This is a genomic window from Nitrosospira sp. Nsp1 (genome assembly GCF_900100985.1).
GTDB lineage: Bacteria > Pseudomonadota > Gammaproteobacteria > Burkholderiales > Nitrosomonadaceae > Nitrosospira.
Map to the genome: position 1 here is coordinate 135,559 of NZ_FMUF01000005.1, position 20,575 is coordinate 156,133.

17 protein-coding genes are annotated in these 20,575 nt (G+C 54.4%); 6 read left to right on the plus strand and 11 right to left on the minus strand.

Annotated features, from left to right (window positions below):
* Nucleotides 1-311: 311 nt before the first annotated feature.
* From BLP78_RS04960 to BLP78_RS04980, 5 genes are all read right to left on the minus strand, one after another.
* Complete coding sequence (locus BLP78_RS04960; RefSeq protein WP_090457094.1) at nucleotides 312-719, minus strand: DUF4870 family protein; 408 nt, start codon at nucleotides 717-719, stop codon at nucleotides 312-314.
* Nucleotides 720-824: 105 nt separating this feature from the next.
* Nucleotides 825-1,634, minus strand: a complete 810-nt coding sequence (locus BLP78_RS04965) for an MlaA family lipoprotein (RefSeq protein WP_090457096.1) — start codon at nucleotides 1,632-1,634, stop codon at nucleotides 825-827.
* Between the two features lie 363 nt (nucleotides 1,635-1,997).
* A complete protein-coding gene (locus tag BLP78_RS04970) occupies nucleotides 1,998-3,152 on the minus strand; it encodes a cysteine desulfurase family protein (protein ID WP_090457098.1) in 1,155 nt (384 codons plus the stop codon).
* Between the two features lie 97 nt (nucleotides 3,153-3,249).
* Nucleotides 3,250-3,720, minus strand: a complete 471-nt coding sequence (gene iscR / locus BLP78_RS04975) for a Fe-S cluster assembly transcriptional regulator IscR (RefSeq protein WP_025040308.1) — start codon at nucleotides 3,718-3,720, stop codon at nucleotides 3,250-3,252.
* A gap of 280 nt (nucleotides 3,721-4,000) precedes the next feature.
* Nucleotides 4,001-4,783, minus strand: coding sequence for an RNA methyltransferase (locus BLP78_RS04980; protein ID WP_090457100.1), 783 nt, complete (start codon nucleotides 4,781-4,783; stop codon nucleotides 4,001-4,003).
* 227 nt (nucleotides 4,784-5,010) lie between these two features.
* Here BLP78_RS04980 and BLP78_RS04985 point away from each other — a divergent pair, with 227 nt between their 5' ends.
* The 3 genes from BLP78_RS04985 to BLP78_RS04995 are packed head-to-tail and all read left to right on the plus strand — an operon-like array spanning nucleotide 5,011 to nucleotide 10,615.
* Nucleotides 5,011-5,820, plus strand: a complete 810-nt coding sequence (locus tag BLP78_RS04985) for an inositol monophosphatase family protein (RefSeq protein WP_090457102.1) — start codon at nucleotides 5,011-5,013, stop codon at nucleotides 5,818-5,820.
* 44 nt (nucleotides 5,821-5,864) lie between these two features.
* Nucleotides 5,865-7,907: an amylo-alpha-1,6-glucosidase gene (locus BLP78_RS04990; RefSeq protein ID WP_090457104.1), complete on the plus strand. Its 2,043-nt coding sequence runs from the start codon at nucleotides 5,865-5,867 to the stop codon at nucleotides 7,905-7,907.
* A gap of 5 nt (nucleotides 7,908-7,912) precedes the next feature.
* Nucleotides 7,913-10,615, plus strand: coding sequence for an MGH1-like glycoside hydrolase domain-containing protein (locus tag BLP78_RS04995; protein WP_090457106.1), 2,703 nt, complete (start codon nucleotides 7,913-7,915; stop codon nucleotides 10,613-10,615).
* Between the two features lie 616 nt (nucleotides 10,616-11,231).
* Here the strand turns inward: BLP78_RS04995 and BLP78_RS05000 are convergent.
* On the minus strand, nucleotides 11,232-11,876 hold the full coding sequence (locus tag BLP78_RS05000) for a DUF932 domain-containing protein (RefSeq protein ID WP_371128855.1): 645 nt from the start codon (nucleotides 11,874-11,876) through the stop codon (nucleotides 11,232-11,234).
* Between the two features lie 31 nt (nucleotides 11,877-11,907).
* Complete coding sequence (locus tag BLP78_RS15170; protein ID WP_143002892.1) at nucleotides 11,908-12,105, minus strand: hypothetical protein; 198 nt, start codon at nucleotides 12,103-12,105, stop codon at nucleotides 11,908-11,910.
* Between the two features lie 583 nt (nucleotides 12,106-12,688).
* Here BLP78_RS15170 and BLP78_RS05010 point away from each other — a divergent pair.
* From BLP78_RS05010 to mutS, 3 genes are all read left to right on the plus strand, one after another.
* Nucleotides 12,689-13,939 (plus strand): AbiJ-related protein, encoded by a 1,251-nt coding sequence (locus tag BLP78_RS05010; RefSeq protein ID WP_218118915.1) that lies wholly within the window; start codon nucleotides 12,689-12,691, stop codon nucleotides 13,937-13,939.
* A gap of 162 nt (nucleotides 13,940-14,101) precedes the next feature.
* Nucleotides 14,102-14,734: a hypothetical protein gene (locus BLP78_RS05015; RefSeq protein ID WP_090457110.1), complete on the plus strand. Its 633-nt coding sequence runs from the start codon at nucleotides 14,102-14,104 to the stop codon at nucleotides 14,732-14,734.
* Between the two features lie 359 nt (nucleotides 14,735-15,093).
* A complete protein-coding gene (mutS, locus tag BLP78_RS05025; protein WP_176752782.1) occupies nucleotides 15,094-17,739 on the plus strand; it encodes a DNA mismatch repair protein MutS in 2,646 nt (881 codons plus the stop codon).
* Nucleotides 17,740-17,764: 25 nt separating this feature from the next.
* Here the strand turns inward: mutS and BLP78_RS05030 are convergent, their stop codons facing one another.
* From BLP78_RS05030 to BLP78_RS05045, 4 genes are all read right to left on the minus strand, one after another.
* On the minus strand, nucleotides 17,765-18,244 hold the full coding sequence (locus tag BLP78_RS05030) for an FKBP-type peptidyl-prolyl cis-trans isomerase (protein ID WP_090457116.1): 480 nt from the start codon (nucleotides 18,242-18,244) through the stop codon (nucleotides 17,765-17,767).
* Nucleotides 18,245-18,464: 220 nt separating this feature from the next.
* The gene (gene rnhB, locus BLP78_RS05035; protein WP_090457118.1) at nucleotides 18,465-19,055 is read right to left on the minus strand and encodes a ribonuclease HII; all 591 of its coding nucleotides are present in this window, start codon (nucleotides 19,053-19,055) and stop codon (nucleotides 18,465-18,467) included.
* Nucleotides 19,056-19,510: 455 nt separating this feature from the next.
* Nucleotides 19,511-19,948 carry a 3-hydroxyacyl-ACP dehydratase FabZ gene (gene fabZ, locus BLP78_RS05040; RefSeq protein WP_090457120.1) on the minus strand — a complete coding sequence of 146 codons (438 nt, stop codon included), beginning with the start codon at nucleotides 19,946-19,948 and terminating at the stop codon, nucleotides 19,511-19,513.
* Nucleotides 19,949-20,037: 89 nt separating this feature from the next.
* On the minus strand, nucleotides 20,038-20,568 hold the full coding sequence (locus tag BLP78_RS05045; RefSeq protein ID WP_256330067.1) for an OmpH/Skp family outer membrane protein: 531 nt from the start codon (nucleotides 20,566-20,568) through the stop codon (nucleotides 20,038-20,040).
* Between the last annotated feature and the right edge of the window lie 7 nt (nucleotides 20,569-20,575).

Here is a 20,575-nt window from a genome sequence, read left to right on the forward strand (position 1 = left end):
ATAGCCGAGAGTATGCGTTTAGCCGCGATGTATTGACGTTTTTGGGCTCGTTTCCAGGACACCATCTCTGCTATTGAAAGCTTAGGCTGGTGAGATGTTAATGCCCGAGAACAGGTGGTTCTGTACGGCGACACACATAGGTACGAGGCCTCGTGGATCAAATCAGTGGAAGAAAGCTCGGGGTGACCATGATGGCAGTAAAACCATCAATGGATGGGATAAACGAGTCGAGCATACCCAGCCCACCGTACAAACTTGAATTGAGGACGTGTAGCGGATCGGGGAATGTTTCGATCCGATGGGATGCCGGTTCAGAGCGGCATGGACCTGCCCTCATTAAGAGCCATCCAGCCGCGCCTGACGCGGTAGATGACCCAGATACCGGTGCCTACCGCGAGTATGTATGCAAATGTGATACCGATGACTGTCGCAAAAGGCATTGCCGCAATGGCCAACCATGGCAACGCATACCAGAACGTCCGTATTTGCCAGCGGAAATGGGAATCAAGATAAGTGTGGCGTACTTCTTTACGCTTCAAATAGTTAAGGATCACAGCGATAATTGAAGGCCAGCCGCTGAGAAATGTCGCAATGATAAGCGCCGGCCCTAGAATACCCATCAGGACGCTGAAACCATGCAGTAAATAAATGATGTGTGTAAGACGAACGAGGCCCGCCGGAGGGACGGCAAGCACAACTCGGGGGTCGACTTCGCTCATGTTTTGAATATCCGCCTCCGGGTGAATAATCGCGCGAAACCCGGCCTGGAAGATGAGGTGTTTGCGATATCATCGCGCAAACACCCCTGGGTACCTTTGGTGCTACTATAATTTATCCACAGATTTATCCGTCGATTTATCGGCAGATTTATCCTCAGACTGATCCTCGGCGGGTTGATCGTAAGCTTCGGGTGGCGGCTCTCCGTCATATATCACGTGCTTCCGCTGCTGCAAGTACGCATCGCGCACAAAGAGATAAGGCTCCAGCGCTGCCTGGTCACGAATGCGCATGGGGCCGGCCAGCCTCGCCCGCTTGTCAATGGCACCGAGAACGCCAAGCGGCACGGTAACAGGTGCGCCGATTACGAAAATACCGGTCCAAAAGAGGACATTGGTGAGGACGGTGACAGGAATCCCAGGTGCATCGCGGTTACTGCTGGGGCCAAGCAGAGGAACAAACAGATAGGTTTTTGCATCAACACCCCATACCCCCAGCGTTTGCCCAAAATCTTCGTCGTGCTGCGCCAAACCCATAGGTGACGCCATGTCGAAGAGTCCAACGCCGCCAATGGTCGAATTGATGGCAAAACGAAGACTGTCCCGAAATCCCTGACGCAACTTGCCTTGCAGGAAGTCATTCAGAATGACATTCGGATACTGGAGATTGTCGAAAAAATTCCCGACGGACCGCTGTGCACGATTGGGCAGGTAATCGATATAGAAATCGGCAACCGGCTCCATGATCTTTCGGTCAAGTACATCGGTGAACGTATAGAACTTGCGGTTCATTCTTTCGTAAGGATCGATCGGATCGAACGACTCTGTACTCTGATCGTGCGGGCGTGTGGTAGCGCAACCCGATAGCAGCGCTATACATATCAACAACAGGAGGGAAGTAGAATAATTATGTCTCACGATTGGATAATTAAGTGAAATGACACGGTTGATTAGAACTTCCGAGAATCAGTGAGGCATCGATTCCCTCTGGATGAGATCAGAGTATAACCATAAATAGTCAGATAACGGATAAGATTATTCAATTATTCCCGGAAGACAATATTTCCCCGTTTAACGCTTCCTGGTGCCTCCGGCGAGAACGGAAAATATACCGTCAATCATCTTTTCACCTGATAGGCTAAGCATCGACTCATTCTGCAGTTTGCAGTTGTAAGACTACGATACGGGCGGACCCGGAAGAGACCGGCATTCAAGACAAATGCCGTGATCCGCGCTCGACCATAAATCCCACCAGGAGCCCATCCATAATCAAGGTAGTACTCAAATCGAGGCCATGTTCATTTGCTTTAATTCCTGAACCACGCTACTTAAGGCCTTAAGAAAATCCTCCACCTGTGTCGCTGAATTGTCACCGCCCAAGCTTACACGCACCGCACAGCGCGCCAAGGCGGATTCCACCCCCATCGCGTCCAGGACATGGCTTCTGCCGGGATTTACGCTGGAGCAAGCCGCTCCACTTGCGACTGCAAAACCTGCTTTGTCGAGGCGCACGACCAGCGTGTCGCCTTCGATGTCAGGCAATGCAAAATAGCAGGTATTGGGCAAACGCGCGGCGCCTAACCCGAAAATAACAGCGCCCATCTCAACCAACCCTTGCTCCAGCCGGACGCGCAACGCCGAAATGTGCCCCGTTCTTTCCGCTATCCTTGCCTTGACTAATCCACAGGCCACGCCAAGTCCCACAATGGCAGGAACATTTTCAGTACCGGAGCGCAGCCCATTCTCATGACCGCCACCATAGATAAGGGGCTTAAGTAATAACCGTTTATCGATAATCAACGCCGCCGCGCCCTTGGGTCCATAAATCTTGTGGCCGGACAACGTCAGCGCATGCACATTGAGCGAAGCGAAATCCACAGGTATTTTGCCGAACGCCTGTACCGCGTCGGTATGGACCCAGGCGCCAAGTGATCGCGCTTTCTCGGCAATCGCCGCTACATCCTGAATAACACCCGTTTCGTTGTTTGCGAGCATTACCGATACCAGGCCGGGTTGCCGTTCCGGCAAGGCATTATCCAGATCGGCCACATCTACCCGCCCCAGGCTATCTACTGTCAACCGATGCAAATTCCAGCCATACGGGTTCCGGACCAGTGCCTGGGCGGATCGCATCACACAGGGATGCTCAACCGCGCTCACGGCAATTCGCGCCGGCTTCAGGTAACCTGCCGCTCCCTGGATGAACAGATTATTCGCTTCCGACCCGCCACTCGTGAAAACAACCTGCGCCGGTTGCACGCCTACCGAATCCGCCACCCGCTCCCGCGCCTGATTCACTGCGCGGCGGGCAGCCACACCTGGCGCATGACGACTGGAAGGATTGCCGTACTCTTTTTGAAAATATGGCAGCATTGCATCCAGCACTGCGTCATCAACCGCGGTCGTGGCGTTATGGTCGAAATAAGCGTAAGTCACTTTCTCCGCTCCCGGCAAATACTGATTTTTGGAACATCTGGTTTGGATCGGATTCCACCTTCATCGATATGAGCCGTTTGTCGATATGAGCCCTCACTCAAGCCAGAACCGTTTCATGAGATTTCTTGCAGGCCCTCATGTCTTGCAGTACAGCAATATCCTTTACCTTTGGATTTGCCACGAGCTGATCCAGCGTAACCAATGCCAGATAATCTCGTATCCTGGCATTAAGAGTGGCCCACAGGTCGTGGGTCATACAACGCTGATCGTTATGGCAATTTTCCTTGCCCCCGCATTGCGTTGCATCGATCGGCTCATCCACCGCAAAAATGATGTCTACTACGGATACCTCGTTCATCGGTTTCGTCAAGCGATAGCCGCCGCCCGGTCCGCGCACACTACCCACTAGCTTATTACGACGCAGTTTTCCAAATAATTGCTCCAGATAGGACAACGAAATTTTCTGCCGTTCGCTGATACCCGCCAGCGTAACCGGCCCCTGCGCGCTGTGCAACGCAAGATCAATCATCGCGGTTACCGCAAAACGCCCCTTAGTCGTTAATCGCATTTTTCGCTCCCAATAGGATTTATACCAAATTAACATCTGCCGGAGTTATCGGCTTAATACCCGACAACGTTAGTCAAGTATATGAATCCCCTCCATCCCGGTCAACTATTTTGTTCAGCTAATTTGAATCAAACTTGACCGTTGTCAACTTTTCTCCCCTTTACCAGCCTGATAACCTCTGGCTTGGTTCTTGCGGAGCGCATTGCGGCAAAAGTAATTGGATGATAAGGACGAGGGCGAAGATAGGGAAGTCCGACAGGCTGCCAGATGACTACAAGTTCTAATCCAGATTTCCCGGAGTAGCAGTCGAACCATTCGAAGAAATACGCTGATGCGCTGCCTGCATCTGTTTTTCGCAAGCACCAAGCATACCGCGCAAAATATTGACTTCGTCCTTTTCCAGGTGGGTACGGGCAAACATCCGTCGAATTCGCTGCATCAACCGTTTTGGTTGCTGCGGATCCAGAAAACCGCTATTGATCGCGACCCGCTCCAGGTGATGGTAAAGTAATTCGATTTCATCAAAGCCTGCTGGCACGCCAGCCGTTGATACAGGCTCGATCGATGGGAGCGCCATACGTAATTCATACGCCATCAATTGCACTGCGCTGGCGAGATTAAGGGAGGAATATTCGGGATTCGCGGGAATATGCAGGATAATTTGGCACTTGCTCACTTCCGGCGTAGTGAGACCGGACATTTCCGTACCAAAAACCAGTGCTACCGGATTTTGCCGAGCATGACGGAGCAGTTCCTGCGCTCCCCGGCGGGCATCAAAAACTTCATGCGAAAGATCGCGCTGGCGCGCGGTAATTGCCGCCGCCAGAACCGTGCCGCTTAGAGCCTCGTCAAGATTCCGGCAAACCTTGGCATTATTGAGTACGCTCCACGCGCCGGCGGCGCGTCTTTCCGCTTCCTTGTCGGGAAACGACCTGGGATTCACCAGATAGAGCGAATCCAGCCCCATCGTCTTCATTGCTCTCGCCGCCGCGCCGATATTGCCCGGATGGCTGGTATGGCTTAATACCACGCGAACATTGTCAAGTGGATCGGTAAGATTCATATCAAGTCCGGATAAGGCAATTGATCGCTCATTTCAGTTCAACCTAAATCCGGCAGTTGGACGGGGTGGAGTGGGCGGTTTTTGGGGTGCAGAGCAAGACTTTTTGTGCCACTTGACCTTCACTTTGCCCGCTGAGCTGAACCGTTACAGGACAGATCGAGCACTCCACCCCGCCTTACTGCCGGATTTAGGTTAAGATTCACGCTCATCCACTCTGAATCCAGCCAATGCATCCTATGCTCACCATTGCGGTAAAAGCCGCACGCCGCGCAGGCAGTATCATCAATCGTGCCGCGCAGAATCTCGATTTGCTGCATGTCTCGCGTAAAGCGCACAGCGATTTTGTCAGTGAAGTGGACGGTGCGGCTGAAGAAGCTATTATCGGGGTACTGCTGGATGCCTACCCGAATCATTCCATTCTAGCAGAAGAAAGCGGCGCTCAAGGTGATCCGGGCAAGTCCGAGTACCAATGGATTATCGACCCGCTCGATGGCACCACCAATTTTCTCCACGGCTTTCCGCATTATTCGGTATCCATCGGACTGATGCATAAAAATATACTATTTCAGGCGGTTGTCTACAACCCGGCCGCCAATGAGCTATTTACCGCCAGCCGTGGTGCGGGGGCCTATCTAAACGATCATCGTTTACGTGTGAGCAAGCGCGCTCAGCTCGCTGATTCCCTGATTGGCACGGGCTTTCCGTTCCGCGAGTTTACGCATGCTGAAGCGTATCTTGCGATGTTCAAGGATATCATGCCCAGGGTCGCCGGCATTCGCCGCCCAGGCTCGGCCGCGCTGGACCTGGCCTACGTGGCCGCGGGCCGCTATGACGGCTTCTGGGAATTCGGGCTCTCTCCCTGGGATATGGCTGCCGGCTGCCTTCTTATTACCGAAGCCGGCGGACTCGTGGGCGACATGGAAGGCAACGACTCTTATTTGCAGAGCGGCAACGTGCTTGCGGGAAATCCCAGGATTTTCGGACAACTGTTGCAGGTGATTGCACCGCATCTGACAGCCGAACTGAAGGCGAACTAAAGACACAAGCGGAAAGGAGTCCTCATGCACTTGAAGTAGCGAAAATGGAGCTGCCCAAATTCGTTCACTTCGGCCGTGCCATCTGCTGCGATCTTGACCAAGCCAGCCAGCGTGAATGGTGGCTTGCAAATGGCCTCGGCGGATATGCTGGCGGCACGATTGCGCAATGTCTGACACGTCGTTATCACGGTCTCCTGATCGCTGCCGCACATCCTCCTCTCGGCCGTCGCCTGGTTTTTGCCAAAGCCGACGCCACCCTGCATGACAACGAGCGTAGCTGGCCGCTGTTTACCAATTGTTGGGGCAGTGGGGCGGTTGAGCCCCAGGGACTCATACATATCGAATCGTTCCGACTGGATGGCGGTATACCGGTCTGGCGCTTTGCCGTTGGCGATCTGATTCTGGAGCAATGCATCTGGATGGAGCGGGAGGAGCAGACCACCTGTATTGCCTGGCGCCTGATCCATGCCGTAGAGCGTCCCGTGCATCTCGGCATCGACCTGCTCGTGAATAGCCGCGATCATCATGGCGAAAGCCAGCCGCACAAATTCGTCCCTGCAATTGAAGGCGACGAAAAGCATATCAGCGTCAGGCACCCCGGTGGACCGCCGCTGCATTTTCATACCCATGATGGCCAACTCTTCCGCAGGCATCAGTGGATCAAGGATTTTGACCTTCCGCGGGAACGCGAGCGGGGGCTTCCGGACCGCGACGCGCACTTTTGTGCCGCACATTTGCGTTTGCAGTTGAGCACTAAATGGAGCGGCCTGATCGCGACCTTGGCGGATGGTTCTCCGCCGCACTGCGATACCCTGCTGTTGCGCCGCTGCACTCATGATGCCACGCGACTGGCTACCGCCGTGGCGCAAACACCGGAATTACGCTGTGCACCGCCGTGGATTCATCAACTTGTCGTGACCGCAGACAGTTTCCCGATAGTGCGGCCATTGAAGGAGCAAGAGGGAAACAAGCAGAAGCGCGGAGAGTCGATTATCGCGGGCTACCCCTGGTTCAGCGACTGGGGACGCGATGCGATGATCGCGCTGCCAGGGTTGATGCTTGTTACCGGACGCCATGCTTCTGCCCGGAACATCCTCATGACGTTTGCCCGTTTTATCGATCAGGGCATGCTCCCGAATACATTCCCGGATAGTGGCGGACTACCGCAATACAATACTGTCGATGGTGCGCTATGGTACTTCGAGGCCTGGCGCGCCTATATCGCCGCCAGCCATGACATCGCGGCACTGCGGGAAATTTATCCCTTACTCCAGGCGATGGTGGAGTGGCATGTGCGCGGCACCCGCCACGGTATCATTGTCGACTCTGCGGATGGCCTGTTGCGTGCGGGCGAACCCGGCATGCAACTGACCTGGATGGATGCCAAGGTGAACGATCAGGTGATCACGCCGCGATGCGGAAAACCGGTGGAGATCAACGCGCTATGGTTCAACGCGCTTATGTGCATGACGGAGTTCAGCCGCTTGCTGGAAAGAAAGAATCAAGTCTTCAAAACGCTGGCTGCGCATGCGCAAACCGGTTTCTCCCGTTTTCTGAAGCCGGACGCGGGTTTGTACGATGTGCTGGACGGTCCGGAGGGAAATGACGGCAGCGTGCGCCCCAACCAGATCATGGCGGTGACCCTGCACTACTCCCCGCTTGCGTCACAGGCGCAGGCGCGGGTGGTGGCCGAGACAAAGCGGCATTTGCTCACTTCTTACGGTTTACGCTCATTGTCCCCGGAATATCCCGGTTACCGTCCCCGCTATGGAGGCGGGGTATGGGAGCGAGATTCCGCGTATCATCAGGGTACGGCCTGGAGTTGGCTATTGCCCCACTATGCGATGGCGGAGTACCGGGTCACGGGCGACGCCGAGATGGCTCAATCCCGCTTGGCTCCCTTTCGTGATCACCTGCTGGATGCGGGGCTGGGTACAATATCGGAAATTTTCGACGGCGAACCGCCTCATGCGTCGCGTGGCGCCCCGTCACAGGCATGGAGCGTGGCCTGCGTGCTGGAAGCCTGGGTCAAGCTGGAGCGTGCTCGATCGGTGGGGAAAGAAAGCACGGCAAAAGAAGAGGAGTAATGTCAATGTCCACGAAACTGGATGCCGAACGGCAGCGGCTGGAGAATCAGCGGCAAGGCAGAGAAGCTTGGCGCTTGTGGGGACCCTATCTATCCGAGCGCGCCTGGGGCACGGTTCGAGAAGACTATAGTCCGGACGGCACCGCCTGGGAATATTTTGATCACGACCAATCCCGTTCCCGCGCCTATCGCTGGAATGAGGACGGCCTTGGTGGAATTTCGGACGAGGCACAGCATCTCTGTTTCGGGCTGGCGCTCTGGAACGGCAAGGATGCCATTCTCAAAGAACGCGCTTTCGGCCTTACCGGCAACCAGGGCAATCGGGGCGAAGATGTAAAAGAATGCTATTTCTATCTTGACGCGACGCCTTCGCATTCCTGGCTCCATTACCTCTATAAATATCCCCAGTCCCCATTCCCCTATGCTCGACTGGTGGATGAAAACGCTCGCCGTTCCCGCAAGGATCCCCCTTTTGGCCTGATCGATAGCGGCGCTTTCGCGGATGGACGCTATTGGGATGTGGAAGTATTCTACGCAAAGGCATCTCCCGACGAGTTACGCATCCGCATACTCGCCAGTAATCGCGGACCGGATGAAGCTATCCTGTGGTTGTTGCCGCAACTCTGGTTTCGAAATTATTGGTCGTGGTCGGGAAAAGATGAAGTGAAACCGGTCTTGCACGCCATGCCCGCACCCGACGGCGCCGCCTGGGCAGTCATGGCCGAGCATCCAGCACTCGGAAATTACAACCTCTACGGGCAGCAGCACGCCAACCTCCTTTATACCGAAAATGAGAGCAATAGCTCCCGCTTGTGGGGGGCGCCCAATGCAGGGCCTTATGTCAAAGACGCATTTCATCGCTACCTGGTGGATGGTGAACATACGGCAGTGAATCCGGCACAGCAGGGAACCAAGTTCGGTGCAATGCACAGACTCACTATTGAGCCAGGCAAGACCGGAATAATCGACCTGGTGCTGTCGGCCGCACCCCTGCCTCAGCCATTCGCAGACCAGGATCAGATTTTTATTCAACGTCGCGCCGAAGCGGATGGTTTTTTCAAGACCTTGTTACCTGATGCTACCTGTCAGGATAAACGCATCCTGCGCCAGTCATTAGCGGGCATGATATGGAACAAGCAGTTCTTTCACTATGATGTCTCCGACTGGCTGAAAGGCGACGGAGCAACCCCATCGCCGTCGAGGAAGCACGGACGCAATCACAACTGGAGTCATCTCAAGGCAAGCCACGTTATTTCCATGCCGGACACTTGGGAATTTCCCTGGTTTGCCGCCTGGGATCTCGCCTTCCATTGCCCAGTGCTGGCGCTCGTCGATGTTGATTTTGCGAAAGAGCAAATCGAACTGCTGCTGAATGAAAACTATCTGCACCCCAACGGCCAGATTCCGGCCTATGAATGGGCGTTTGGCGACGTGAATCCCCCAGTGCAGGCGATGGGCGCGCTCAAGGTATTTCGCGCGGAACGGGTACAGCGCGGCAAAGGCGATACTGCTTTTCTCAAACGCGTGCTGCACAAGCTATTGCTGAATCACACCTGGTGGATCAACCTCAAGGATACCGCCGGCATGAACGTGTTCGAAGGCGGTTTTCTCGGGTTGGACAACATTTCGGTATACGATCGCTCCCGGCCGTTGCCGCCTGGCTATACGTTGAAGCAAGCCGACGCTACCGGCTGGATGGCGATGTTTTCCCTGCAACTCACGGTGATGGCACTGGAAATCGCCGTTGAAGACCCAGCCTATGAAAATATTGCAATTCAGTCCTACAGCCAGTTTTTGGCGATTGCCAATACGATTGCCGGTCATACCGGTGCGGGCGTATCGCTATGGGACAATGTGGATGGCTTCTTCAAGGATCTCGTGGTCGAACCGAATGGCGACATACATCGTATCGACGTTTTTTCCTGGGTTGGCATCATTCCGCTATTTGCCTGCGAGGTGATAGACGCGCGGCTGCTTGCAAATTGTGCCCGCTTCAATGCGCTCCTCTGGGAGCATAAAGGCGGCATGTTTGACGGAAGCATCATCTGCGCCTGCCCGACAGATACGAATGAGCGCGGGGAGCACTTGTTGTCGGTGGTCGCCCCTTCCATGCTGGTGAAAATGCTGCCGCGTATTTTTAACGAATCGGAGTTTCTTTCCCCGTTTGGCATGCGCAGCGTCTCCAAACGCCATGCCACGGACCGGAATCTGGGCCATATTCCCGGTATCGGCAACGCCGTCATCCGATATGTGCCAGGGGAATCCGACTCTGGACTATTCGGCGGAAATTCCAACTGGCGTGGGCCGATATGGATGCAAACCAACTATTTATTGGTTCAGGCTATCGAAAAAATGTATCGTTATCTGGGCGACGCCTTTACTTTTCCGGCACCTTGCCTGAACGACTACGAGATTAATCTCAAATACGCCGCCAATTTGCTGGCCGAGCGGCTTGCAGATATCTTCCGCCGCGATGAATCCGACCTGATTCCGGCCTTTCCTGTCGACAGTCCACATCAGACCGATCCGCATTGGCGCGACCTGCTACTGTTTCATGAATATTTTCACGGCGAAACGGGCCAAGGCCTGGGGGCTGCTCATCAAACCGGCTGGAGCGGACTGGTGGCAAACTTGATTATGCGCCGCTATCATTCGGACATACCGGAGTTCTGGAGACAGCAGGCTGCTGCTGATCCGTCGAAACGATAAACAGGATCAAGCAGATCACCCTTTCGCGTTGATACGCTCTTTCCGCTTTTTCTGTAATACGTGGTAGGGCGTGGAAAACAGCCGTGCTTATTCCGGCCGTGAAGCAACCGATAGTGATACGACTCGCTCCCTCGCTGCCAAGGACCAAGATCTTCACTACAAGCGGGTTTCACGATTCCAACGGCACACTCACAGGGAAAATCAACGATTTATTTTATAATAGAGACCGCGTCAAAAATCAATGGAAAACAGTGCCTTCAGGGCGCGAATAGCGAAAGTCGGGCTAGAGCCCTCAACATCATGCCCCAGCCTTTCCCCCAGCGTCTGATTCCACACTCGGTGACGGCACCAATCGGCCTTGATGGCGATAGCCACTTTGAATATTCACGCATCTACTGTTGTGCTGCTTGTGTTTCCCAAACCGCCTTAATCTCTTTCCTAGTGCTATGAATTTTTTTATCATGAAATACCAAACCTAGCTGTAACAGAAGAACATAATGTTCCTCCTCGGCCTCAGTCCCTCCTGATGATCTCATTGAACGGAAGAGCCGCGCACTCATGGTACTGGCGAATTAGCACCAAGTACAATCCTTGAGAAGATACAGGATATTCATGCTTAATCCATCACCACGCTGGATGGCTCAACAGCACCCGAAACCGTAGAAGCCAACTTGGCAAACAGTGCATCAGCCTGTTCTGTAAACTTCTTGACGTTGGTCCTCTGCAATTGCGATAGGTTGTGCAGCTTCCAGCGTATGCCCGGCAGGTGTTCGAGATGCTCGATACCTAGCAGAGACCAGTCAGGCGCGCCGGCGACCTGCCCGGTCACATCACCTTTATGCGGAATGCGAACATCGGCCACGGTATCGCCGCACACCAAACCATTGGCGCAGACGAAGCGGAACGCGCCCGTCGGCATTTGGTAGCTACTTGTACCATCGTGCGAATTCAGCAAAATAATTTCATTGGCAATGCTGTCATTCACCTGATTGGCATGGCGCAAGCGAATCATGTGCTTGGTGTGGTCGCAGCGGTCTTCATTGCGCACGCGGGTCTGCGTGACCATGAAGGGCTGAAATCCTTCTTTCCGTAGCTCCGTCAGCACCGCTGCGGTGGGGATGTAACTATAGCGTTCTGAACGGCTTTGATGGGGTGCCTCGGCATAAATGGACGGAACCACGGCCCTGATCTGGTCATCGGACAGTGGGGAGTCGCTGCGCAGCACCGGGGAACGGGAAGCGAAACGGGATGAGAGTTGCATGGTCTTTCTCCTGACAAAAAGGTTTTGCTGTTCAAACCGCATACCGGATTCCAAGATTCGGAGCCCAGCCTTTCGGCTGTTCGGTGCGGTCGGCACGAAGAACCCGGTTGGCCTCGTTGCCACCGTCTTTCCTGAGTTCATCGCCCGCGACGGTCAGGAACCCACGGACGTGGGCCGTCAAGGAGGAAAGCGTCAGGTTGGTACGGCCCGCAGGCGCAGTTGAGGACACGGCCTGGCGCGCCTTGACGGCACGCGGACACAGGCTTCAGTCGCGGACAAGGTGATGAAGTCAGGAAAGATGGCTGGACAGGCAACGGTCGCCTGTGTGTGCCGACCGCATGCAAGCGAAGCGCGCAGGCCCGAAGCTGGAGGCCGGGCCGTAGGCGTCAGGGATGTAAGGCTGGCGATGACCAGTTCCGTTAGGAATGAGCGGATAGCGAACCTGGAACAGCTCGGTCCGCGAAACGGAGACGCAAAAGCCTGCTCCACCTGCTATTCATCTCTGATAAAACTATTCTCGGCCGGACGCAATCAAGCGTTTTGAAGTCTAATTACTGTGTCTGGTGTGGCGTGACGTTGGCATTACATCACACAGGAGTGGAATTGTTCGGCAGGCTGTGGGTCGGAAATTTATCAAGGTGCGGCTTCTGCTCGATCCGAATAACGCTTCATTTATCGGAAGCAATTGAAAAACCTACACAATAAATTTATGCCGCTCCCACAATAGCGGCAGGATACATTCAAGAAATAGACACATTGCTGTGCGTTATGGTGTTGCGAGATTGAGTCGCCCTTTAGGATAATAGGTTCCCATGGATTATGTGCAACTTCGCAATTTGCTTGAACCACTGGTGACTGGCCTCAAAGATGTCGGTACACATACGATGTTGCCAGTTCTTTGCGAGGAGTTGGATCTACCTGCCCCCACCCCAGATGGCTCCAAGCGTGAACGCATGACCGCCAGCTTCAACGCGCTCGCGGATACGGAACTGCCGGCGGTCGCCCGCAAGCTACTGATCCGCCACCCTCCCAGCGCCGCCACGCGCAACCGGATTCAGGACATTCTCTGGAGCGACAGTTCATATCCCCCTATCCCGAAGCGGTATCGGCACGAGGTTGCACGCAGGCTCAATAGCGAAGAATTGTATAGGGACGCTCGTAGATTCGACGAACTGCTTGAGCGGCTCTGGATTCTGGATACTGACGACTGGATAGCCTTGCTTGGCGGAAAGCCCAAGGGATTGCGTGCTGATATCCAGCAGCATGTCCATTGTAATCCTGAGGACTGGTCAGCAGAAGTCCTGTTTGATCAGTTGGGTGCGTACGACGCATCGGATCGGCGCTTTGCCCTGTTTCTTGAGGGACTCGCTTCCGCTGATGTTCGCCCTGACGAAACCGCACAACGCCACTTCGTAGCCTGCGTTAACGAACTGTTGCGCAGTTGCGGCGTCGAGTTGCGCGAAACCGGTTCTGAAGGTGGCTACCCGATATTCTCCGTAGTCTCACTACACACGACGACAAAAGGTCGTCCCAAGAATCTCATCTTCGCCTCGCCCGACAAGCCCGACCTGCGCTTTCGAGACGCATTGGATAATGACGTCGAGATCGTTACCAATGCGGACAAGGTGCTTGTCTATGATCGGCCCATCGGCAACGATGGGCTGCGTTGGAACGATCTGCAGCAGTGGTGGAGCGAAGCAGAGCAGATCGGCGACGCCAACATGGCTAAGCGCTCCCTGTATGCACGCCTCAAAGCCAGCTTGCCACGCAGCTCCCCCCCACAGACACTGTTGTTTGAAGCTTTCTTCGAAGGGTTTCGCAGTGCAGTGCCGCTCTTGCCAGCGCTGCTACCAGAGGTCTGGCTACACTGGACCCTCGGACTGTTAAAGAGCGGGGTCCGGATGCCCTTCTGCGGTTTCGCATGGACTTTCTGCTCTTGCTGCCGCAAGGCGTGCGTGTCGTCATCGAGGTGGACGGCAAGCATCACTATGCAGATTCCACTGGCAGCGCCGACGTGCAGCGCTATTCGCAGATGGTCAAGGCTGACAGGGAACTCAAACTAGCCGGCTATGAAGTCTTTCGATTCGGAGCAGCGGAATTACAAGAGCCAACGGCGAAAGCCGACGTCAAAGCCTTCTTCGAGGCACTGTTCAAACGCTACGGCGTTCCGATGAACTGAGAACCCAGGCCAATTTTGGCCGTGAACAAATCCATGGGAGAGCGCCATGCAGAACCAAGAAGACGACGCAGCAGAAGACGTAGACCCTCTTGCAAGAATGAAATCGCCATCGGACTTTGCCGGCCAGCAGCTTTTCATCCAGGGAGAGGACTGGCACAACAACGCCATGCTGGGCTGGACCTATTTCCCTTGGGATATCTACGCAGCCGGCTACAAAGACGCTGCTGATGCACTGGTAGATGCGCTCGCCCATCGGAAGGCATCGCTCGACAGTGTGATCTATCCCTTGGTGTTCCTGTACCGGCAAGGACTGGAACTTGAACTGAAGCTCATCCTGCCACTGGCCCGTCGCTTGGCCGGCAAAGAAGCCATCACCGATCATCACCATGGTCTCATACCGCTGTGGAGTGAACTTAGGCGGTTGTTGGAACAACTCGACTCTCGTGAAGACGACAAAGAGCTACCAGCAATTGAAGACTTCATCCGCCAAATGGACACGGTCGATCCTGGCTCTTTCGCATTTCGATATCCTACGACTAAGAAAGGCGAGACCTCGCTTCCAGAGTTGCGGCATGTTAACGTTCGACATCTATCCGTAATCATGGACAGCGTGTTCATGCTGCTGGGCGGAATCTATTCCTGGTTGGGTGAGATGGAACAGAATGACAGTTACTACTGAAACTGGTGTACGGCCCCTGCCTCGATAGGACGAATAGGTAAAAGCAATTCAAACCGACCCTGCAGCCCCAATGCTGAATCGCTTGGGATTAGCAGAAATGCACAGAACAGCTTATGTTCAAGGGGAGGCAAAAAGGGGACCGAAGCCCCCGAGTTCAGATCAAGCCGCGCTCCGCAAACGATGTGGTATCCACCTGCCACAATGATGTGATCCAACGTGCGCACGTTCTATGGCCGCTGGATAGATTCGGAGTCTCCCAGCGAGCTGGAACACATCTGGGTCGGCATGCAAAACATGAGGAAAATTGTCTCAAATTTGTCCCAATAAACTAGCGGAGAAACAATAAATTATTGATATATATGAGTAAAATAGACTTGTCTTCGCACACTCCCATGATGCAGCAATACCTGCGCATCAAGGCGCAGCATCCCGACATGCTGATGTTCTATCGCATGGGGGATTTCTACGAGCTGTTCTTTGAAGATGCGGAAAAGGCGGCCAAGCTGCTCGACATTACCCTGACCCGGCGTGGCGCCTCGGCGGGGGAGCCCATCAAGATGGCGGGCGTGCCCTATCATTCCGCCGAACAGTATCTGGCAAAACTCATCAAGCTTGGCGAATCGGTGGCGATCTGCGAACAGACCGGCGATCCCGCTACGTCCAAGGGCCCGGTGGAACGCCAGGTCATGCGGATTATTACGCCCGGAACGCTGACGGATTCGGCGTTGCTGGATGAAAAACGGGAAAGCATTTTGCTTGCCCTGTGCGTGCATGAAACAACGCTGGGGCTGGCATGGCTCAATCTGGCGGCGGGGCAATTCCGTGTATTGGAAACATCGCTCGATAATCTGGCAAGCGAGCTTGAACGCCTGAAGCCGGCGGAGATTCTCTTGCCGGATTCGCTGGATACGCCTGCCGGGCTTAACGGCGCGGGTGCATCCAAAACATCTCTTAAACGCCTGCCTTTTTGGCAGTTCGACGTCGAGGCTGCTGTTCGCATTCTCTCTCGCCAACTGGGAACCCATGACCTTTCCGGTTTCGGTTGCGAGGGCCTGCATTCGTCGCTGGGCGCGGCCGGTGCGTTGCTGGAATACGCCCGCCTCACGCAAGGCAGCAGTATCGCCCATATCAAGGCATTGCGGGTGGAGCGGGACGACGCCTATTTGCGCATGGATGCTGTCACTCGGCGCAATCTGGAAATTTCCGAGACCATACTTGGTGGTGCGTCGCCCACTCTGTTATCCCTGTTCGATACCTGCTCGACCAATATGGGCAGCCGTCTGTTGCGGCACTGGCTGCATCATCCCCTGCGTGACCGGGCAGCGATTCGGAATAGGCTTGACAGCGTATCGTTTTTAATCGGCGAAGCGGGCTCAGGACCCTACCTTTCCGTTCGAGGATGCCTCAAGCGGGTCGCCGACATCGAGCGTATCACCGCCCGCATTGGGCTGAGATCGGCCCGTCCACGGGATTTGTCCGGATTGCGCGATAGTCTCAAACGGTTGCCGGAAGCGATTGCGGCTATCGCTGATATCGCCGCTATTGCTGAAGTCATGAACGGCATTGGCGAACATATTGCCGCGCTGGCGCGATCGATGACCCCGGATACCACGCTTGTCGGGCTTCTGGAAGCGTCCTTGCGCGAAGAACCGGAGGTCGTGCTGCGCTCAGGCGGTGTGATCGCGGATGGCTACGATGCCGAACTGGATGAGCTGCGCGCCATACAGAACAATTGCGGTGAATTTTTGCTGCAACTCGAAATACGGGAAAAAACACGCACCGGCATTTCGAATCTCAAAGTGGAATACAACCGGCTGCACGGTTTTTATATCGAAGTGACGCACGCGCACACCGAGAAAATCCCGGAGAATTACCGTAGAAGGCAAACGCTGAAGAATGCCGAGCGCTATATTACGCCAGAGCTCAAGGCTTTTGAAGAAAAGGCACTCTCCGCGCAGGACCGCGCGCTGGAACGGGAAAAACTTTTATATGATGAGCTGCTGGAAGGGCTTTTGCCGCATATCAGTCACTTGCAGCAGGTCGCCCGCAGTATTGCCGAACTGGATGTATTAGCCGCCTTCGCCGAACGCGCACTGGCTCTGGACTATATCGTGCCGACCTTCACCGATGAAGCCGTTATTGAAATTGAAGCGGGCCGTCATCCGGTGGTGGAAAAACAGGTGGAAAATTTCATTGCCAATAATGTCCGGCTCGGCGCTTGCGGCGATGCCGGACGGCAAATGCTCGTCATTACCGGCCCCAATATGGGGGGCAAATCCACCTATATGCGACAAGTCGCACTGATTGCGTTACTCGCACATTGCGGCAGCTACGTACCGGCAACAAATGCGCGCTTCGGTCCGCTGGATCAGGTTTTTACCCGTATCGGCGCTTCCGATGATCTGGCCGGGGGGCGCTCGACCTTCATGATGGAAATGACGGAAGCCGCCAATATCCTGCATAACGCCACTGCACAAAGCCTGGTGTTAATGGATGAGATAGGACGGGGAACTTCTACTTTCGATGGCTTGGCGCTGGCCTTTGCGATTGCCAGGTATCTATTGAAGTACAACCGCTGTTACACATTGTTCGCGACCCACTATTTTGAACTGACGAGGCTCGCGGAGGATTTTACGCAGGCTGTCAACGTGCACCTGCGTGCGGTGGAACACAAGCATCATATTGTATTCCTGCACTCGGTCGATGAGGGCGCTGCGAGTCAGAGCTACGGGCTTCAAGTGGCTGCGCTGGCCGGGGTGCCGGAGCAAGTGATCAGAACAGCAAGAAAATATCTGGCGAAACTTGAGGAAGAAGCAGTAGGCAGACACCCACAACGGGATTTGTTCGCGGCAGCGTCGGCTACCGCAAAAGAAAACCCGCAAACCCTGCCCGAACACTCCGTACTCAAACTGCTACGCGCCATCGTCCCGGACGAGCTAAGCCCGAAGCAAGCGCTGGAAGAGCTCTATGCGCTGAAAAAAGCCGCGGAGAAAGACCGGTCCTAGTTACTGCGGGTTCGCGGACTTCTGTTCAGTGTTCGTGCCCATGGGCACCGTGGACGTGGCCGTGAGCCAGTTCCTCTGCGGTGGCGGGCCGTACTGCGGTAACCGTACAATCAAAGCGCAGTGTCACGCCCGCGAATGGATGATTGCCGTCTACTACCACCTTGTCTTCGGCAATGTCGGTTACGGTATAGATAAAGGCATCGTCAGAACCTTCTTCGCCTCCTTCAAACTGCATTCCGACCGTTATGTTGTCCGGAAAAAGATCGCGAGGCTCGACTCGCACCAAGTCGCTATCGTATTCACCAAAAGTATTTTCCGGCTCCATCAAAACTGAGCAACTATAGCCCACTTCCTTGCGATGCAATTCTTCTTCCACCATCGGGAAAATTCCATCGTAGCCTCCATGCAGGTAGCTGATTGGCGCATCGGGTTCTTCCATGATCTTGCCGGTCAAATCAGATAATTTATAGTTGAGTGACACCACGCTGTCTTTTTCGATTCTCATATTATCAAGGCCGTAGGTTAATATAGGTTAATTGTTGCAATAAAGATGAGCGGCAATATTTCTTGCGCTATTCTCAAAAAAACCGCTCGCTCCCAAGTATGCGCATATGCTATCAATGTGGCTTATCGAGAGCAACCATAATTGCATTAGTAATTATGAAATGAATAAAGTTCTGCCTCGAGGGAATCTGTATATGGCCAATGCAACCTTATCCGCAGGTTCACAGGTTTTTACAAGTTCCAATCAATTCTCTGACTGGCGCAAAGCTGCGTCGGTGCACTACCGAGACCCCATGAGTCCTTAGCGCCGCAATGTGTCGTTCTGTGGAATATCCCTTATGCTGGTCAAAGCCATAATGTGGGAAGCGCTGATGTAACGCCACCATCTCCGCGTCACGCGCCGTCTTTGCCAGTATGGAAGCGGCGGAGATCTCGGGTACCAGGCTATCGCCTCTGACGATTGTGGTCACGGGACATCGCAGGCGAGGTTTCTGGTTCCCATCCACCAATACCCTGGAAGGAATCAGAGACAGACTCTCTACAGCACGTTTCATGGCCAGCAAACTTGCCTGAAGAATATTGATTCGATCGATTTCCTCAACCGATGCGAAACCGATAGCCCAGGCGATGGAATGTGCTTTAATGGCAACAGTCAAGCTGTTGCGCTTGGCTTCGCTTAGCGTTTTTGAATCCGCCAGACCCTCAATGCAATAGTCTGGATCGAGTATTACGCAGGCGGCGAATACCGGTCCTGCCAGCGGTCCCCTGCCGGACTCATCCACGCCGCAAACCCAGCTGGATTCGATTGCCATCACTTCTTGCAGCTTCCCTTTCTCAATGCTCGCAACTGCCTGGCCAAAATATTTTCGGCACCATTATCCTAAATCCGGTAGTTGGACGGGGTGAAGTGTACGGCTTTTGAGGTGCAGGGCAAGGCGCAACGACGCGGAATGCGACCGCGCAGGGCGGAGCAGTGCCTTCCGCAGGAAGGTGCGACCCCGAAGCGGGATGCAGGCGCCCCTCTTGTGTGTGGAACGCGATCGCGGCATCCCCTTCGCTGCCCGATCCCCGCTTCGCGGGGCCCCTCGGGCGACGCTTCGAGGCGCTGTTCCATTCCAAGGAGTTGCAACGCAGCCATGTACCGCAAAAACTATACAATTCACCCCGTAGCGGCCTCACCCGGAAGATGAGCGTCAAATAATATGAAATATTGTTGTTAATCATGACAATGATCTATTAAATGAGCGGTCAACTACCGGATTTAGGATTATTCCTTGCGGCGCATTGTGCACATCAATTCGGCCACGGCAACAGTCCGGCCTTCCACTTCCGCCTGGACAGCATATTTCCAGATTCCAATCCGCTCGCGCAGAATCGTGGCCTTGAGTATCAATTGGTCACCTGGCACTACCGGCTTCTTGAAACGAGCACCATCTATGCCGACAAAATAGTAAACCGAATTCTCGTCGGTTTCCAGATTCGCGGTCTTGAGCGTCAGAATGGCAGCCGTTTGTGCCAATGCCTCGATTATGAGAACGCCCGGCATAACCGGGTAATGAGGAAAATGACCGCCGAAGAACGGCTCGTTAATGGTCACATTCTTGAGCGCGGTGATGCTCTTCCCCGGATCGCAGGTTAAAACGCGGTCAACGAGTAAAAAAGGATAGCGATGGGGGAGATACTTTAGAATTTCCTTAATATCCATGGGTGATAATATCTCCTGAATCCGCAATGATAACAGTCTGGATAAGCAATGCCGACCCCGCGTATTTCCGCTGAGGAACTACCGGGCTGCTATTTGTCCGCCAAGGCCTTGATCACCTTCTCGGTAATGTCGACACGCGCACTGCGGTAGACGAGATCGCGCAGGGGCAATATCAAGTCGTACTTTTCTGCCTCCGCGATTACCTGAATGGCTTTACTGGCGGTCAACTGAAGTGTGGCGACTTCATCGTTCTGGCGCAGGCTCAAGTCTTCGCGCATCTGCCGTTGAGCGCGCTGAAGTTCGCGGTTAAGGGTGGCAAGTTCGCGCTCCTTGCTGCGCCGGTCCGCTTCCGGCATCGCTTTTCCCTCATTTTCAAGAAGGTCCTGCAGCGCCTTGGCCTGTAAAGCCAACTTCTTGATTTCCTGGTCGCGCGGCAAGAATTCCTTCTCTATTTTTTTCAGCGCTCTTACCGCAGGCGCTGATTCGGCTAGAATTCTCTCGGTATCGACAACGCCGATCTTGATCTCATCCGCAAAGGCACCCGCCGATCCCCAGGCAGATACCAGAATCACGCATGCTGCCGCCGTTAAAGTTCTTAGCCTTAGAACCTTTTGTTTCAATTTTATC

Bases quoted from the DNA above. Each gene is read 5' to 3' on its own strand.
- BLP78_RS05010 (WP_218118915.1), top strand. From the start codon at position 12,689: ATGGATTATGTGCAACTTCGCAATTTGCTTGAACCACTGGTGACTGGC.
- BLP78_RS04995 (WP_090457106.1), top strand. From the start codon at position 7,913: ATGTCCACGAAACTGGATGCCGAACGGCAGCGGCTGGAGAATCAGCGG.
- BLP78_RS04990 (WP_090457104.1), top strand. From the start codon at position 5,865: ATGGAGCTGCCCAAATTCGTTCACTTCGGCCGTGCCATCTGCTGCGAT.
- BLP78_RS04980 (WP_090457100.1), bottom strand. From the start codon at position 4,783: ATGAATCTTACCGATCCACTTGACAATGTTCGCGTGGTATTAAGCCAT.
- iscR (WP_025040308.1), bottom strand. From the start codon at position 3,720: ATGCGATTAACGACTAAGGGGCGTTTTGCGGTAACCGCGATGATTGAT.
- mutS (WP_176752782.1), top strand. From the start codon at position 15,094: ATGAGTAAAATAGACTTGTCTTCGCACACTCCCATGATGCAGCAATAC.
- fabZ (WP_090457120.1), bottom strand. From the start codon at position 19,948: ATGGATATTAAGGAAATTCTAAAGTATCTCCCCCATCGCTATCCTTTT.
- BLP78_RS05030 (WP_090457116.1), bottom strand. From the start codon at position 18,244: ATGAGAATCGAAAAAGACAGCGTGGTGTCACTCAACTATAAATTATCT.
- rnhB (WP_090457118.1), bottom strand. From the start codon at position 19,055: ATGGCAATCGAATCCAGCTGGGTTTGCGGCGTGGATGAGTCCGGCAGG.
- BLP78_RS05015 (WP_090457110.1), top strand. From the start codon at position 14,102: ATGCAGAACCAAGAAGACGACGCAGCAGAAGACGTAGACCCTCTTGCA.
- BLP78_RS04985 (WP_090457102.1), top strand. From the start codon at position 5,011: ATGCATCCTATGCTCACCATTGCGGTAAAAGCCGCACGCCGCGCAGGC.
- BLP78_RS04960 (WP_090457094.1), bottom strand. From the start codon at position 719: ATGAGCGAAGTCGACCCCCGAGTTGTGCTTGCCGTCCCTCCGGCGGGC.
- BLP78_RS05000 (WP_371128855.1), bottom strand. From the start codon at position 11,876: ATGCAACTCTCATCCCGTTTCGCTTCCCGTTCCCCGGTGCTGCGCAGC.